The following is a 14,059-nucleotide window of genomic DNA, read 5'->3' as shown; positions in this document are numbered from 1 at the left end:
CATCTCACCTCTTTAAATCATTCTTTATTGATAGCTCTTCCATCATCGGTACTGGATCCGTCGCTTTATAAACATGGAAATTGTAATGAACAAAAAAGTGAAGTACTCCATCTACTACTTCGCCTTTCATTTTTGTACCACGCAATAAACTACCGTTTAAGAGCTTTATATACTCCATTTCGTCCATAAGTTTATCTAAGGTGCCATAGGCATCCATATTGCCTCTACCGAAATAATGGATATCAAAAGGAAGCGTTTTGTGGTATCTATTTCCGATTACTTGATTTTTGTCCGGATTTAATAGAGAAATAAAAAAAGCAGGCTCCTGAAAGCCTTGCTCAATTGATTCTGTATAAATTTCATATGCTTCACCAAACGTTTCATACAGCTTGATAGATATAGCGGTTATTACATCTTTAATCTCCACCGAAAACACCGCCTAAGAACTTCGCTAATTTCTTATCAAGAATTTTTGATGCTTGGGCATCCAATTCATTTTCAGAGATTGTCATCATGAATCGTCCATTTACCCACCCTGCATGATTAGCTGTCCTATGTCCAAATTCCACATAAGAGGCGTAATTCACAGGATTAATAATCTCTATTTCATACACGTTACCTATTTTCGAAATGTTTAAGGATTCGGCATATACTTTTACGTTAGTATTTCCGCCATTTTCAGCTTCTGCATGCGATACAGCTGTCCAACCTCTTCGTAATACTCCATCGTCTACAGGAGTACGTTTAATTACCTTCGCAAGTAAACGCGCAGCCAATTCTTTTGCAGCTTGCTCACAGAACTTTTCGAAATCAGCTTGTGCTAATTTCTCCATCTTCTTTTGCATTCGCTTTAATTGTCGAAAGTCAGCACTGCCCCACCTAGCCATTACGCATATTCCTTAAATAATTCAAGACGTATCTCTTGATGGTTAGTGTATAAAGCAGGCTCACCACTTTGCTGAAACGCTGTCGTTTTTCCATGTTGTGTAACAATAATTTTAGAACCGGGATTAACAACTATCTCTGGAGAAATAAGCAGTTTAATTGATTGAGCAATAGTTGCAGGCCCATTGGTTTGATCTGCAGATGCAATTTTCTCATATGACAACCTACATTTCTGACTTTCCAAAACTGTTACTTCTTTTTTAGCTGTAATATGAGTGATAGGGTCTTTTGCACTCTTAAATTCTTTGATCGTACACTTGCCTTTATATAAGCTTTCAATAGCTTTTCTTACAGCATCCAATCTACCACCTCAGTTTCCGGAAACGATTCAACTGGCTAGCATAATCGAAGAGAAGTGCTTCCATATGAGCTTCTCGTGAACTCACACGATTTCCTTCATATGTAACTTGCACATCTCCTTCCTTAATGGATTTAACCGTACCAGGGTTATCCGTATCACTACGTCTCGCATTACCTGTAATTAGATCAATCACCATGTTCACATGTGTGAAAACAAGCTCTTTCGGTATGTCAGAACGGTTGCAGTAAGTGAGCATTGATTGCCCCACCTCTGCAACGTCCATAGCTAAAGCTGTATCATCTGGAATTAAATCTGCTGGTAATTTCGCTTTGACGATTTCGAATACGTCCAAGTCAATCACCTTTACTTTCGACAAGACCTGCACTTAGTAATTCCTCATAATCTTTCTCCGAAACCTCTAAACTTTCACCTTTTCGATAAAGATTCTCTCCGTATTTTACATTGACTGAGAAAGTAGCTCTTTTCTTTTTAGTGGTTCTAGTAGTCTCTTTCTTTTCTGTAGCCAAGATTAATAGCCTCCTTTCCTGACTTTTTAGTCAGTTAGTTAACTTTAGCTGCAAAGATATTGTCAATTGTTTCGAATGAAGGAAGAACGATTTCAGAAACAATTGTTTCAACGTTTACTGGATGTGGCTCTTTGATAGTTGTGATTGCTACACCTGTGTTTACGATTGATACGTCTGCAACTGATTGACCAGTCAAAAGATCCGATTCTTCAGGAGTCGTCCCGTAGAATGTATTTCCTAAATTCCCTTCTGGAATTAAAGTGAAATAGTCATCTGGGAAGAAGTTCTGCAAAGCGCCACTTTCATCACGATATTTTTTGTTATAAATTGCAACCGATAAACCAAATTTAGTTTGTAAATATTGTTTCAATAAAGCGTCTGTCATAATGACATTTTGACCACCAAATGGGTTCATATCTAACAGAATACTCTTGTGTTTCATCAGATAACCCCATGTTTTACGAGTTGTAATGGCTTTTGTTGGGCGAGAACCTGTATTGTCTTCAACTGTATCCTGCCATCTCATAATGTCTTGGATAGGAGTTGAATCTGTTGCACTCCACTGTGCACCGCCAGCTAAAACCTCTTGATGATCACCTTGCATTTTATAGTTGTAATCAAGATTTTGACGATTAGCTGTAATCGAGATTTTTCCTTTAGAAAGTAATTGCATGATCATACGCTCTGGCTGTACGTTAGCACCATTTACTAGATTAGTAACATCATCATAAATGTTAGTAATTACTGTACGAGTCATTTCATCTAAATTTGAAGCAAGTAAGCGATTCAACTCTTGACGATCTTTCTCTCCAATGCGCATTGCTTCTCGGAAGAAAGGCATCTCTGTTTGCACCTTGCTAAATCCAATACGATCGCGAACATTTGCCTTTGCATCAAATGCAGAAGGTTCAAGAGCAACAGGCAATCCTTTTGAACCTTTAATCCAAGATAGGTCCAGTCCCAACTGTTTCTTAGCAGGGAATAGTGTTGCTCCTAAATACGGAATCGAATTAGAAGGGTTGTTTTGGTAATATGTTGCAATGTTTTGTGCATTTACTAAATCATAAATTGTTGGCATTTAATTCATCCTCTCTTATTTCAAAAATGTAATTTGCTTTAGTGCTGCGATTGCTTCTGATGTTGGAGCTTCTGGAAGCTTATCCAGTGCTATGAATCCATGGATTAAAGCTGCACCGGATGCTGGTCCGTAAGTGACATCCGTATCATTAAACAGAACTCCTTCTGCATCCGCATCATTCTTCTTAACAGCATGTACAGATTCGCTAGCTAGGAATCCGCCACCTAAGATGGTGCCAGCGGGAACGATTTTTTTTCCTTCCGCATTAGCTGTAACACCTGCATCTGAAACAGTAACCGCCAGATTCACATAGTGATCTGGAAACTTCAAAATTTCTTTTTTATTCGTAAAAGTTGTTTCTACAAATTTACTCATTCTTGTTTTCCTCCTTAATCAAAATAAGATTTTTGTGCATCTGCTAATTCTTTTGCGCCTTGATTGCTTGTCTCCGCAAGTTGCTTTCCGTAACTTCCTGCTACCGGATTACCGTCTTTGTCTTTTTCAACAGGGGTTACAGGAATAACCCCTTTAAACGTTTGTGTAGTTTCCGGGACAAACAAAAAAGGCTTCGATTCTTGCAGTGTTTTTAACTGCTCATCTAAACCTTTGGTTACTTTGCCTTCTGCATCTAATTCAATTAGTTTTTTGTCGATTTGTGTGATAGCGATATCCGCGTCATGTACTTTTCCAGCTAAAGCAAATTTAATAGCGCTATATAATTGTGTTTCTTTTAAATCATTTTCATATTTTACTTTTGCATCTGCATTCTCCTGTTGCAACTCAGTAATCTTAGTTTGCAATCCAGCTGCATCCACTTTCTTTAGTTCCTCTAGTTGTTTATCTCGAGAAGCTATATCCAATTCCAGTTGTTTCTTGGTATTGTTCACATCATCAAAACGTGATTTAGGGATTGTTGGACCATATCCTTCGATTACCTTATTTGCTTGTTCTTCGGTTAAACCTAATGCTATTAATTGTTCTTTGTTCATTGTTCATTCCTCCAATTCAAATTACGCTTTTTAACGTGGGTATCGTCCACGGATTTGTCTTATTCTTTTACGTCTGCAATACCAAAAAGACGGGTTGCTATTTATCGGATAGCTCCGAGATATATGGATCACCTATCCTTTCCTGCGAGGGCGCATGAATGTATGTGTAAACCAATGTGAATTTTTGATTTGGTGTTTTGGTAAAACCTGTGCAATAGGCTCGGTGGTGACGAATTGCTCTTGATTATGGAATAATAGCGTTTTTGGTGCCCCACGACCTGCCACCATAATAGCTTTGATTAACATCGCAAAGCACGCTCCAATCATTAAAAAGAATAAAAACAAGGTTAAATAAATCACTCTCTCACCACCTTCAAGGCATAATAAAAAGCACTCAACCAATAATAGTGGCTAGGTGCTTTATTTGATAATTTCTATTGCTTCTATTTCATTTTCTGATACCCCGTAAATAAAGTCACCTTCATCGGTTTCTTTATTTGATATGGATAAGCTATCGACCCCATCTTCGTTATCTTCTCCATCATCATATCCTTGTACGAAGCCTTCCAAAACATCACCGTCTTTGTACAAGACTCTTACATGTTTCCCAACATAGGTCCACAACTGCATTATTCTTCACCTCTCTTTAAAGTAGGGACAATATGAGTACCAGTTTTAGAATAATGAATTCTAAAGGCGCTCGTAATCAATTCTTTCCCTGTAGTTTGATCAATATAAACACCAATTGGCTGAGAATGATTAAATATGTCCTCTTTTTGCTTCCACTCCATTTTACTTTTATTGATTACAGGTATGCCAGTTCCAGCATATTTTTTAACAAGGTTATTCGCTTCTTCAAAAGAAACAGTCAAATAACTTGGTTTTTGCTTTCCTTTAGCTTTATTCCTTTCTACATAATCATCATACCTCTTATGTTTTGGAATATGCTTATCGAAATGATTTTTGCTATGATCAAGCTTATATTGACCTTTTCTTATATCATCTTTAATTTGAGCTTTAAATTTTTCTTGCTTCTCTATTTCTTTACGTTCAGCTAGCTCTTTTGGTTTCAATACATATTCATTATGCCATTCCTTGTATGTCATGTTACCGGGAACATGATAAGTCTTTCCATCCAACCCACGGGCTAGTCGTTGGCCATAATCATCATCTTCAAAATAAGGTGCAGTTGTAGTTCTACATCTAGGATGGAAAGGATTTGCCGTGACGCCTGGCTCAAAATCACTCATTTTAAATACCTTGCCGTCCATGGATTGGCATATAACACTTGTTCTACTATCCAAAGTTGCGATAATCTCATACCCAACTACATCAAGTGCATTAAATGCATCTTTTTGTGCAGCAGCACTAAAAAACGCTGATTCCGTCATTACTAATCGGGCAGCGTTTGAGCGAGAAGTATTCATTTTCTTTTGAACAACCGCTATCATCCGATGAGGTGATTCACCTCTGACAATCGACTGAATCAGTTCGGTATGCAGTGTATCCAACAACATGTTTTTATCTCGCCATATCTTACTGCTAAAAGTAGCACCGTCTGCTGTCCATGGCTTACTAATGATATTCGATAGCTGTACTTCATCAATAGCTTGCAAAGTAAAACCAACCTCAAAGGCTTTTTGTATTTCAAATGCAGCATGATAGTACTGATCTTGATATGTTTCTTTAATCAGTCGCTCAAAACCTTCAATTTGCTCCCCATAAAGCTTTTCCACATGTTGTTGAAGTTGGAGTTGCAAACTTTCTAAGCGGCTTATATGGACACGAGAAGAAGCATTTTCGAGTTGCTTCATCCACTTCTGATTTACTGCATTTTCTTTACCATACTGGATGTATTCCTCAACAGACCATTGTAGTTCTTTTAACTCGTTGGTTTTCAGTAGTCTCTTTGCTTCATCCAGTGAGATTTCATTATTTGTCGCAAACCGTTGATACCAACGAGTGATATCCTTTTCAATTTCAGCCATCGTTTGGATATAGGCTTTCTCTAGATCCTTATTGTAAGAAGCGCTCTTATTGTATTGGGCATCTTCCAACAATTCAAAACGTTTTTGCCAATAACTACGTGGTTTCGCCATTCACGTCACCTTGTTTCTTTTTGAAAGTGGTTTCGTAATTATCGTATTGATCCATTTCCAACTTTTTTTGTTCAGCAAGACGTTCTTCTACATCTTTTGTATACCATGGATGATTTTCACGAATGGTCTTGTCATCCAAGATGCCTACAGAGTTTTTAGCATCTGTAATTACCTCTGATTCAGAAATAATAATGTCGCGGTTAAAAATAAATTCAACTGATTCATTGGAGAAATCACCTAAACCTTTCATATCCAGATATTCATTCACAAACCACATTAAATGTTCCAGACTTGAATGGAATTCAGACTCTAAGTTGTTACAGTCCATGTCTAAATCAGAATAACGGTAACGCAGTGCAACACCCGATGCATTCCCTAGATTGGAGTCGGTTGTATCCACTCCGCGGCCGAACTCATATATTGATTTACGGTCACGTTCCAGTTCTTTTTCTGCTGCATCTGTTTCTGGAGTTGCTTGCAGTTTATCCAGGTCTCCACCTTCGTCAAGTTTAATTGTTCGATATATCCGAAGATCCTCTAAGAACTCTTTTAAATCGACTCCACCGTAATTGATTAGCTTATAGATAAAGTTAGGGATATCTGCAAGCACATCAGCATTTGTAGAAGCTTGTAAATTATAGTTATCTATCAATGATTTAATCGAATCAATCAATGGTTGTTCTTCCTCGTTATACTTAAACGGTATTAACGGGATTCGCTTCCACAGAAACGGTTTTTCGTTAATCAGGATATGGTAATTTACCGAATGGCCTGCTGCATCATCCGGAACCAACTTATTTCCCTCTAAAATAAAATAGTCGATGCCACCAGGATGGTGATACTCGACTTTTTCAACGGTCTTTTTTATTTTGTTAACATAAACTTTCTCTTTGTAGCTACGAATAAATGACGAGACTTCTGTATGTTCCGCATCTTTCCAAAACGGCAAAATCTGTTCGGATGGAAGCTTTTTAAAGGCTAACTTCTCTTCCTCGTCTATATAGACATACAGATAACCGATCCCTTTGTTAATCGCTTCTTTGCCGATGTTCTTTAATTTTTTCAGGAAATCTCGATTAATGATTTCTTTCAACTGTTCTGCATAAGCTTCGTTTTCAGTAGCTATTGTAGGCTCTTTAGATAGCAAATAGCCCACCTTCTGGTTCACTAACTTTTTAGCAAAGCCATGCTCCAATTTAATATTGGATTTCCATGAAATCTCTTGCGTTTTTTCTTTTTGAATATCCGTCGTTTCAAGATAATAAGCCTCACCGACTAACATTTTCCTTCGGGTTTCGCTGTTCTGCCAGTCTTTCAACTCCTGTACTATTACCTCGTTGATTGTCATGGACTCACCAACCATACGTTTGATGATGTCATTCAGATATTCGTAATAGGGTCTCTTAAATACATCTTCTACTAACATTTATTCACCTCATTTCAGTACCATTACTCCACCTTTTTTAAGTACAATAGTATTCACAAAATAGCGATCTCCATCCATTTGGTGGTCATTTTGTTTTATTGGTTTATCTTCCCCACGATCAGCTGCCTTCTCATCCCAAATATAAGAACTAAATTCTCTAAATGTTTCCTTACAGCAATCGTTGTATAAAATTAAACCTTTAATTAACGCATTCCCTACGTTACGGATTCCGTCTAATACATCATTTTTTGCTTTAACTACGCGCATGCCATTCTTTTTAAGTAAAGCTATAAAAGATGCAGCAGATGGATCTACGATGATTCCTTGAAGATTGCTTTTGCCTTCAACGAATTTTTGTAAATCCTCCAAGTACTCTTGGTCAGTCTTTTGTTTCGAGCTTTTACGACCGTCATAGTGATATTCTTTAACTTTGTACCAAACTCCATTAAAAAAGCCCCACAGACCGAATGTCGTAGGGTTTTGAGTACCATAGTCAATGCTGACATAATGTTTGGTGTATCTTCGTTCGATTGTAGGAACAACATGCTTGTCTTTATCGAACATATCGAAAATGATACCTTCAGCCAGCACCCATAACCCTAAAATGAAACGTTTATAGAAGATGCCGGTATACAGTCGGGTATAGCGTTCTTTCACTTCTGGAGATAAAGAGAGATTATCCTCCATCGTGAAATGCAGCTGGAACAACTTCTTCTCTTTCATCTTGTCGATGAACTCAACCTTGAACCAATGATACGGTCCTTCCGGGTTACAGTTGAACCATAGTTTAGAACCCTCTACCGAACAACGAGCTGTCGCTTGATTGACAAAGGATTGTGGCATTAATGCAACTTCATCAAAAAACATCCCAGCAAGCGTGATCCCTTGAATGAGGTCTTGTGAACTTTCATCTTTCCCTCCAAACACATAAAAGTAATTGGTAACTCCTTTATATGTAATGGAGAGCATGTTATCTGAACGATGGTCCTTTACGATATAACCTCGTGATTTAAGCATGCGTTTTAAGGGAGTGATTACATTTCTTCTGAATGAACCAATCGTTTTACCGGCCATCCCTAAGTTAACATCTTTGAAAGTGTCCATTGCCCACATAACGTATGAAAGGGACATTACAACCGTTTTACCGGCACGTACGGATCCATCACAAATGATACCATCCATATCTTTCATCGGTGACCCATCACGCCACCAGGTTAACACTTGTTTCTGTTTTGTAGAAAACGTCTTAAACTTGAAAGGTGCTGGTTTCTTTTTGAAATTGCTCTTTTCAGTAAAGAACGAAAGATATCTTGTCTTAGGATTCTTCGGTGTTAGTGTCGACATTGCCCCACACCTCCGAAGTTGTTGCGTTTAGTGCTTCGTTGAAACCGTCATCCTCGTATTCTTCTAACTCATTTGCTCCAAATGCTTTGTGATGAGCAATTTTGAGTTTCTCTTCTTCGACTTCACGTTGGAATTTGTCTGGGAAGAGGTCGAAGTATAAGGATAATTTGTCTAAAGCTTTCATTTTGTCTGCAAGCTTGATAGATACACCATCTTTACCTTGCTTTACTTCCGTAATGATTGAACCATCTACCATCGATGATTCATTGAAATCCACATAATTGACTTCTTTCATCATTGGGTTGCCTTGTTCATCAAGGATAGGTCCCATCATACCAATTACAGGGACTTCTTTTTTACCGAAAGTTGCGTACTCGGTTATGTCTGCAAAGGCAATCTTGATGTACTTGTCTAACACGTCCATTGCATCTATAAACAGACCCTGTCGCATCTCACCTTTGATTCTGCGGATTTCTTCTGCGACCTTAGGATTCCTTAATAGGACACTTCCTTGTACGTGAGCACTATCTTTTGCATATCCCGCTTTAATAGCTGACTGTGTTGCATTGAATGATTTAACGTAATAAATGCAGAATAACTGTTGTTTCTCGGTCATGCTTATATCGTCTATTAGTTCATCCAAAGATGGCAATTCTTCTGCAGATTTAGTTGCATCCTTTTTAAGAATGGTTGCAACCTTTTTCTTTTTGGTTGCATCTTTTTTGGTTGCACTTCTTGACCATGCATCACGACTTTTTCGGCTCTTTAATGTACCGAGTTTAATATCATGTTTTTCAGCTAATGCAGCTAATGTTATTTTTGTGGTTTCCCATTCTATTTTTATTTCATCCCAGTTGATCATGTCACATCACCTGCCACCTCCATTTTTGGACATAGAAAAAGCACCTCAAAAGAGATGCTTATAAATTGTAATATTGATTTGTTAATTCTATCTTCTTTTTATCTATCAAATTTAAGCAAAGCATTATCTTTTCTTTTAATTCTGTATGGACAACTCCGCTTTTAAAGGGGGCTTTTGTAAAACTATTAAGCCTACAAACTGAAATCCATTTGTGTATTTCATTAAATGATTCCAACATATCCTTACCTAGAATCATAATGTCAATTTCTAAAGAAGTATCATTAAACATATCATACGTTTCAGATATAAATTTTTTTATTTCTATATCTACTTCTTCTGATATATATGAATTCTTATAAACTTCACCCAAGAAAACGCTAATGTCTTCGATTAATTTTAATTTTAATGGGATCTTTTGAAGTTCTTCTTTTCTTCTAGAATCTTGAATAGTTTTGTTTACTCCTAATAGAGTTATTGCACCACCGATGACAGCACCCACAAAAGCAATGCAACCAGCTATAATAGTTTCACTTTCTACAAAGTAAACTTTAGCAACATATCCTATAATTACAGTATCAATTAAAAACAATGACATCACTGCAACGAATCCTAATACCTTATACATTTTCCATCCACCTCGATTTCATTCTAATGGAAAAGATGGAATATGTAACTATTTTTAATACAAAAAGCACCCACAAATAGCGTGAGCGCCTAATATAAATATATGAAGTTAGTATACTACCACACCACCAGAAGCGTGCACGTGGTCTCTTTGTTTCAATTATAATTATGTTTTCTAGTTTTGCAACTTGATTGTCATGTTGTTGTCACATTATTTGCAAATTACTCAGTTTCTCCGCTTATAATACCTTCCAAAAGACGTTCAGCTTCAGATTCACAGGCTACTATAATATTATCAATTCTCGATAATAATAAACTTCCTTTTTGCTCGACATTTTTATTCAGATCAATCATTGCAGATTTATAAAACTCCTTATCAAGTACTCTGTATTCTCTAGTACTCTCTATTTCATCATAAAACTCACTTAAACTACTTTCTATGTATTTTTTTTCATCCAATAAATGAAACTTTTTAAAATGTACTCCCTTAGCTGAAAGTATACTTAACTTTTCAACGATTTTTATTCTAAGAATTGTGTTTTCATCTAACAATTGGTTTTTAAATTTTACCTGTTGAGAATATTGAGTTTCTAGCTCTTCTAACCTCTTATCATCTTTAGTCTTATTACTTTCTGAAAGATTGTGATACGTACTAAATGTCATGAATGCTTTCTCATGATATTCTGCATATCTAGTTATTGAGTTTAAATAAGTAACTAACAAAGATTGGATATCAATTAATAATTCCAAAATTTCTTCATTTTTGTTTAATAGATATGTCATGCGAATTCTATTTCTTTCTTTTGAATCGTTTAATTCTGCAGTAACATCAATCGCTTTCATCTGCATATCTAATTGTTCTTTATGTAGTTTCGTCTGAGAATTTATCTGAAACTGTGTAGCTATAGTAACTGCTGCTAACCCAAGCATTGCACCTAAGTATCCTCCCCAATAACTTAACCACCCATCAGCAGAACCTAGTGCTTTGCCAAAAAAATTAATAGTCATTAGTCCACTTAAAATCATAGGTATTGATAATAGGGTAAGTATTAAACCTACAACTAATTTCCATATACTTTTCATCAATATTTCATCGCCCTTCTCACTATTTTTCGAACCACTGTGAAATTTGTTCTACTTATTTTATCATTTAGCATAACAAAAGACACTCACAAATGTAAATGTCTAACAATAATAAATGAGTTTATAGTTTGTGTTTTGTTTGAGTTACCAAATTCCGAATATACCCATACGATTTCCCCAACTCCTCGTGATCTCCAGATAAAGTAAAGGCAATGAGTGAATAACAAAAAACGCCCAATGGGCGCTTTTGTCTAACGATTATTTTTTAAGTTACCTTTTAATTTCTTTGCAACGTTTGTAGTTGCATCAACAGTGTTCATTGCAATATTTTCTGTAGTCTCTAAAGCATTATGCGCTGTTTCAAATGCAGAGCCTGCCGTGTCTTTGATCCCGTTTGCGACACTTTTGTTATTTCTTTGATTTTGATTATTCTCTTGATTAGTCATAAGTTCACCTCCATAAACACACGAATAGGATGTGTTTTATGTGGTAAAATATTCGGTATAATATAACGCTTTATTATCGCTTATACATTTACATTTCGAGAAGCGACATTACGAATGTAGCCATAAGACTTTCCTAGTTCACCAGCAATTTGTTTGTATGATTTATTTTCTATATACTTCATACGAGCTATTTGATAATTCAATCCCTCGAGCTTATTAATACTGCCCTCTGTTTCCTTCTTGATATCCAAGTAAAAATCCAACATCTTCTGCAGCCTATGCTTCTTATCGTGCAAATCCTGGATGTTTCCAATGGATGCAATAACCCCAAAATCATCTGCACCAGTTCCGGTGAAAGGAAGTTCCCCTCTTCCAAACCAATACTTCAAATCTATGTCCGTTTGCAGTAATTGGGTTTCGATAATATCAATCTTTCTGCAAAGGTCAACGTAATTTTTAATGATTTCCATTTCTTCACTCCTTCAACTTAATTCAATATTGTTTTTCTATACTGAACAGACAAGACTATCTATTTTTTGTTGTGCATTAAAAGTTGTGGCCGCACATATAATTACTGATAGCCATTATATTAATAAATTCACCAAATCATTATGATGAGGTGATGTAGATGAATGATGTGTTTTTTAATTTCTCAATGGGGTTAATTGCTGGATTGCTTGTGTTTTTTTGGAACTATGTTGATAGAGTTATCATCCTATTTCGTAATAAACAAAAAAAGTGAATTTATTTATGGCTAGGGGCTTCTATAGCTCCTCCAAGTCATAAGTAAATTAATTAAAAATAGAAAAGCTAATCGGAAAATCCCGTTTTTCACTTTTAAAATAAGGTGAGAAACAGGATTTTTTCTTCGCTTTAAGCTTCTGTTCCTCGTTACGTATGGATTTTCACTATATAAGTAAATTATTATATAATTAAATTAGAAGGGTAAATCGTCATCCTGCACTTCAATAGGTCCAGAACTATTAGCAAATGGATCATCATCTACTCTCGTGTAATTAGGCTGTGTTTGCGGTTGCGGGTATTCTGAACGACTTATTTGATGGTCGTTCGGTCCAGTCGATCCACTTTGCGGTCCACGGTCCGTATTTTTCGGATCAAGGAACTGTACAGAATCAGCGACAACATCTGTGGTATATACACGCTTTCCATCTTGTCCCTCATAACTGCCTGTTTGAATACGCCCTTCAATACCTGCTAAACTTCCTTTTCTTAAAAAGTTAGCTGCATTCTCCGCCTGTTTTCTCCATACAAGACAATTAATGAAGTCAGCTTCTTTTTCACCTTGTTGATTTGTAAATGTACGATTGACAGCAAGAGTGAACCTTGCCATTGCTACACCCGAAGGAGTGTACCGTAATTCTGGATCCTTCGTTAGCCTGCCGACTAATACGACTCTATTAATCATTTACTCACTTCGCTTTCTTTTTCAAATTCTGATTGCTTCTCATATGCGATGGGTGCTGCACAACATATTGGTGTTCGTTAAACCGAATGAGCGTAGCAACCCCCTTCTTTTCTCTTAAAATTTCTACAATGTTAGGACGAATTAATCTTAAAAACTGAATTTCCTGTTTCTCTGTATACTTTGAAGTAATATTCATTTCTCTACTCCTTTAATTTGTACCGTTTACATCGTGCTTTTTCTAATTTCTTGTTGTAAAGAATAGATATTATTCCTAATAAAAGGACGAATATTTACAAATACATTTCATTTCACATAAAACTATTTAGAATTTTTAGACAATATGTGACAATATACTTGCAAGAACTCATTTTTGATATCTGAACTAGGAGTTGTGCCATGTTCGTAATTACACGAAATATAAACGGAACAGCAGAGGTTTTAAAGTCATCAAACAGCCAAGTGGATAAAACATTTTCAGATAAAGAGGAAGCATTAAAGTTTGCCAAGCTGTTAAACAAAAATATTATTCCATCAATGCGTTGGAGTGTTTCCTCAACAATTAATAAATAGCAGAGCAAGTGGGATTATTTCCTACTTGCATTTTTTTCTCTTTCACATAACTACACCTAATCTACGTACTGTGCAACTAGTTTTTCACTGAAACCTTATTTTCCGTTCAAAGTAAGCTGCATGTACTTCTTTTCCACAACACTGTTTAGATAAAAATTCAATTAACGATTCTTTAAAATTTTCAACAGTACTTCGTAATTTAAATGTATTTTTAGCTTTTACTAATTCAAATATTGTTCCTCCTTTATCCGATTTTTTCACACGAAAAGCGTAACATGAATTACGTTCTTATCAGACAAGGTCCATAAAATTAGGTTTACTCATACATTAAGACTGGAG

General features: G+C 36.2%; 21 protein-coding genes. 1 reads left to right on the top strand and 20 read right to left on the bottom strand.

Annotated elements, in window-relative coordinates:
* Positions 1-4: 4 nt before the first annotated feature.
* From ACIQ38_RS08095 to ACIQ38_RS08000, 20 genes are all read right to left on the bottom strand, one after another.
* Entirely contained in the window at positions 5-427 is a 423-nt protein-coding gene (locus ACIQ38_RS08095) for a phage tail terminator family protein (protein ID WP_402820674.1), read from the bottom strand.
* Positions 417-887, bottom strand: a complete 471-nt coding sequence (locus ACIQ38_RS08090) for an HK97 gp10 family phage protein (RefSeq protein WP_402820671.1) — start codon at positions 885-887, stop codon at positions 417-419. The genes ACIQ38_RS08095 and ACIQ38_RS08090 overlap by 11 nt, the downstream gene beginning before the upstream one ends.
* Positions 887-1,246 carry a hypothetical protein gene (locus ACIQ38_RS08085; RefSeq protein ID WP_402820668.1) on the bottom strand — a complete coding sequence of 120 codons (360 nt, stop codon included), beginning with the start codon at positions 1,244-1,246 and terminating at the stop codon, positions 887-889. Before ACIQ38_RS08085 ends, ACIQ38_RS08090 begins: the two co-directional genes overlap by 1 nt.
* A gap of 1 nt (position 1,247) precedes the next feature.
* Entirely contained in the window at positions 1,248-1,607 is a 360-nt protein-coding gene (locus ACIQ38_RS08080; RefSeq protein ID WP_402821363.1) for a head-tail connector protein, read from the bottom strand.
* Positions 1,600-1,773: a DUF7210 family protein gene (locus tag ACIQ38_RS08075; RefSeq protein WP_402820665.1), complete on the bottom strand. Its 174-nt coding sequence runs from the start codon at positions 1,771-1,773 to the stop codon at positions 1,600-1,602. The genes ACIQ38_RS08080 and ACIQ38_RS08075 overlap by 8 nt, the downstream gene beginning before the upstream one ends.
* 34 nt (positions 1,774-1,807) lie before the next feature.
* A complete protein-coding gene (locus ACIQ38_RS08070; protein ID WP_402820662.1) occupies positions 1,808-2,851 on the bottom strand; it encodes a major capsid protein in 1,044 nt (347 codons plus the stop codon).
* A 15-nt stretch (positions 2,852-2,866) separates the two neighbouring features.
* The gene (locus tag ACIQ38_RS08065) at positions 2,867-3,226 is read right to left on the bottom strand and encodes a hypothetical protein (protein ID WP_402820659.1); all 360 of its coding nucleotides are present in this window, start codon (positions 3,224-3,226) and stop codon (positions 2,867-2,869) included.
* Between the two features lie 14 nt (positions 3,227-3,240).
* Positions 3,241-3,840 carry a phage scaffolding protein gene (locus ACIQ38_RS08060; protein WP_402820656.1) on the bottom strand — a complete coding sequence of 200 codons (600 nt, stop codon included), beginning with the start codon at positions 3,838-3,840 and terminating at the stop codon, positions 3,241-3,243.
* 132 nt (positions 3,841-3,972) lie between these two features.
* Entirely contained in the window at positions 3,973-4,200 is a 228-nt protein-coding gene (locus ACIQ38_RS08055) for a hypothetical protein (protein ID WP_402820653.1), read from the bottom strand.
* Positions 4,201-4,260: 60 nt separating this feature from the next.
* Positions 4,261-4,470: a hypothetical protein gene (locus ACIQ38_RS08050; RefSeq protein ID WP_402820650.1), complete on the bottom strand. Its 210-nt coding sequence runs from the start codon at positions 4,468-4,470 to the stop codon at positions 4,261-4,263.
* A complete protein-coding gene (locus tag ACIQ38_RS08045) occupies positions 4,470-5,939 on the bottom strand; it encodes a minor capsid protein (RefSeq protein WP_402820647.1) in 1,470 nt (489 codons plus the stop codon). Before ACIQ38_RS08045 ends, ACIQ38_RS08050 begins: the two co-directional genes overlap by 1 nt.
* Entirely contained in the window at positions 5,923-7,365 is a 1,443-nt protein-coding gene (locus tag ACIQ38_RS08040) for a phage portal protein (protein WP_402820644.1), read from the bottom strand. Before ACIQ38_RS08040 ends, ACIQ38_RS08045 begins: the two co-directional genes overlap by 17 nt.
* 9 nt (positions 7,366-7,374) lie before the next feature.
* Positions 7,375-8,709 carry a PBSX family phage terminase large subunit gene (locus ACIQ38_RS08035; protein ID WP_402820641.1) on the bottom strand — a complete coding sequence of 445 codons (1,335 nt, stop codon included), beginning with the start codon at positions 8,707-8,709 and terminating at the stop codon, positions 7,375-7,377.
* Positions 8,681-9,571: a terminase small subunit gene (locus ACIQ38_RS08030; RefSeq protein ID WP_402820638.1), complete on the bottom strand. Its 891-nt coding sequence runs from the start codon at positions 9,569-9,571 to the stop codon at positions 8,681-8,683. The genes ACIQ38_RS08035 and ACIQ38_RS08030 overlap by 29 nt, the downstream gene beginning before the upstream one ends.
* 58 nt (positions 9,572-9,629) lie before the next feature.
* Complete coding sequence (locus ACIQ38_RS08025) at positions 9,630-10,196, bottom strand: hypothetical protein (protein ID WP_402820635.1); 567 nt, start codon at positions 10,194-10,196, stop codon at positions 9,630-9,632.
* Between the two features lie 221 nt (positions 10,197-10,417).
* Positions 10,418-11,281 carry a hypothetical protein gene (locus ACIQ38_RS08020; RefSeq protein WP_402820633.1) on the bottom strand — a complete coding sequence of 288 codons (864 nt, stop codon included), beginning with the start codon at positions 11,279-11,281 and terminating at the stop codon, positions 10,418-10,420.
* Between the two features lie 248 nt (positions 11,282-11,529).
* On the bottom strand, positions 11,530-11,724 hold the full coding sequence (locus tag ACIQ38_RS08015; protein ID WP_402820630.1) for a hypothetical protein: 195 nt from the start codon (positions 11,722-11,724) through the stop codon (positions 11,530-11,532).
* Positions 11,725-11,804: 80 nt separating this feature from the next.
* Positions 11,805-12,194 (bottom strand): hypothetical protein, encoded by a 390-nt coding sequence (locus ACIQ38_RS08010; protein ID WP_402820627.1) that lies wholly within the window; start codon positions 12,192-12,194, stop codon positions 11,805-11,807.
* A 467-nt stretch (positions 12,195-12,661) separates the two neighbouring features.
* Positions 12,662-13,150 (bottom strand): single-stranded DNA-binding protein, encoded by a 489-nt coding sequence (gene ssb / locus ACIQ38_RS08005; protein WP_402820624.1) that lies wholly within the window; start codon positions 13,148-13,150, stop codon positions 12,662-12,664.
* A gap of 4 nt (positions 13,151-13,154) precedes the next feature.
* The gene (locus ACIQ38_RS08000) at positions 13,155-13,346 is read right to left on the bottom strand and encodes a hypothetical protein (RefSeq protein ID WP_402820621.1); all 192 of its coding nucleotides are present in this window, start codon (positions 13,344-13,346) and stop codon (positions 13,155-13,157) included.
* A 200-nt stretch (positions 13,347-13,546) separates the two neighbouring features.
* Between ACIQ38_RS08000 and ACIQ38_RS07995 the strand changes: the two genes are divergently transcribed.
* On the top strand, positions 13,547-13,720 hold the full coding sequence (locus ACIQ38_RS07995; RefSeq protein WP_402820618.1) for a hypothetical protein: 174 nt from the start codon (positions 13,547-13,549) through the stop codon (positions 13,718-13,720).
* Positions 13,721-14,059: the final 339 nt, after the last annotated feature.

The sequence above is a fragment of the Psychrobacillus sp. NPDC096389 genome (assembly GCF_044762855.1).
In the GTDB taxonomy this organism is placed as follows: domain Bacteria; phylum Bacillota; class Bacilli; order Bacillales_A; family Planococcaceae; genus Psychrobacillus.
The sequence above is the reverse complement of the archived record's forward strand: the minus strand, read 5'-3'. Positions and strand labels throughout refer to the sequence as shown.

Excerpts from the sequence above, each read along its gene's own strand:
- ACIQ38_RS08090 (WP_402820671.1), bottom strand. The coding sequence starts at position 887 with ATGGCTAGGTGGGGCAGTGCTGACTTTCGACAATTAAAGCGAATGCAA.
- ACIQ38_RS08070 (WP_402820662.1), bottom strand. The coding sequence starts at position 2,851 with ATGCCAACAATTTATGATTTAGTAAATGCACAAAACATTGCAACATAT.
- ACIQ38_RS08065 (WP_402820659.1), bottom strand. The coding sequence starts at position 3,226 with ATGAGTAAATTTGTAGAAACAACTTTTACGAATAAAAAAGAAATTTTG.
- ACIQ38_RS08060 (WP_402820656.1), bottom strand. The coding sequence starts at position 3,840 with ATGAACAAAGAACAATTAATAGCATTAGGTTTAACCGAAGAACAAGCA.
- ACIQ38_RS08050 (WP_402820650.1), bottom strand. The coding sequence starts at position 4,470 with ATGCAGTTGTGGACCTATGTTGGGAAACATGTAAGAGTCTTGTACAAA.
- ACIQ38_RS08045 (WP_402820647.1), bottom strand. The coding sequence starts at position 5,939 with ATGGCGAAACCACGTAGTTATTGGCAAAAACGTTTTGAATTGTTGGAA.
- ACIQ38_RS08040 (WP_402820644.1), bottom strand. The coding sequence starts at position 7,365 with ATGTTAGTAGAAGATGTATTTAAGAGACCCTATTACGAATATCTGAAT.
- ACIQ38_RS08035 (WP_402820641.1), bottom strand. The coding sequence starts at position 8,709 with ATGTCGACACTAACACCGAAGAATCCTAAGACAAGATATCTTTCGTTC.
- ACIQ38_RS08030 (WP_402820638.1), bottom strand. The coding sequence starts at position 9,571 with ATGATCAACTGGGATGAAATAAAAATAGAATGGGAAACCACAAAAATA.
- ACIQ38_RS08025 (WP_402820635.1), bottom strand. The coding sequence starts at position 10,196 with ATGTATAAGGTATTAGGATTCGTTGCAGTGATGTCATTGTTTTTAATT.
- ACIQ38_RS08015 (WP_402820630.1), bottom strand. The coding sequence starts at position 11,724 with ATGACTAATCAAGAGAATAATCAAAATCAAAGAAATAACAAAAGTGTC.
- ACIQ38_RS08010 (WP_402820627.1), bottom strand. The coding sequence starts at position 12,194 with ATGGAAATCATTAAAAATTACGTTGACCTTTGCAGAAAGATTGATATT.
- ssb (WP_402820624.1), bottom strand. The coding sequence starts at position 13,150 with ATGATTAATAGAGTCGTATTAGTCGGCAGGCTAACGAAGGATCCAGAA.
- ACIQ38_RS08000 (WP_402820621.1), bottom strand. The coding sequence starts at position 13,346 with ATGAATATTACTTCAAAGTATACAGAGAAACAGGAAATTCAGTTTTTA.
- ACIQ38_RS07995 (WP_402820618.1), top strand. The coding sequence starts at position 13,547 with ATGTTCGTAATTACACGAAATATAAACGGAACAGCAGAGGTTTTAAAG.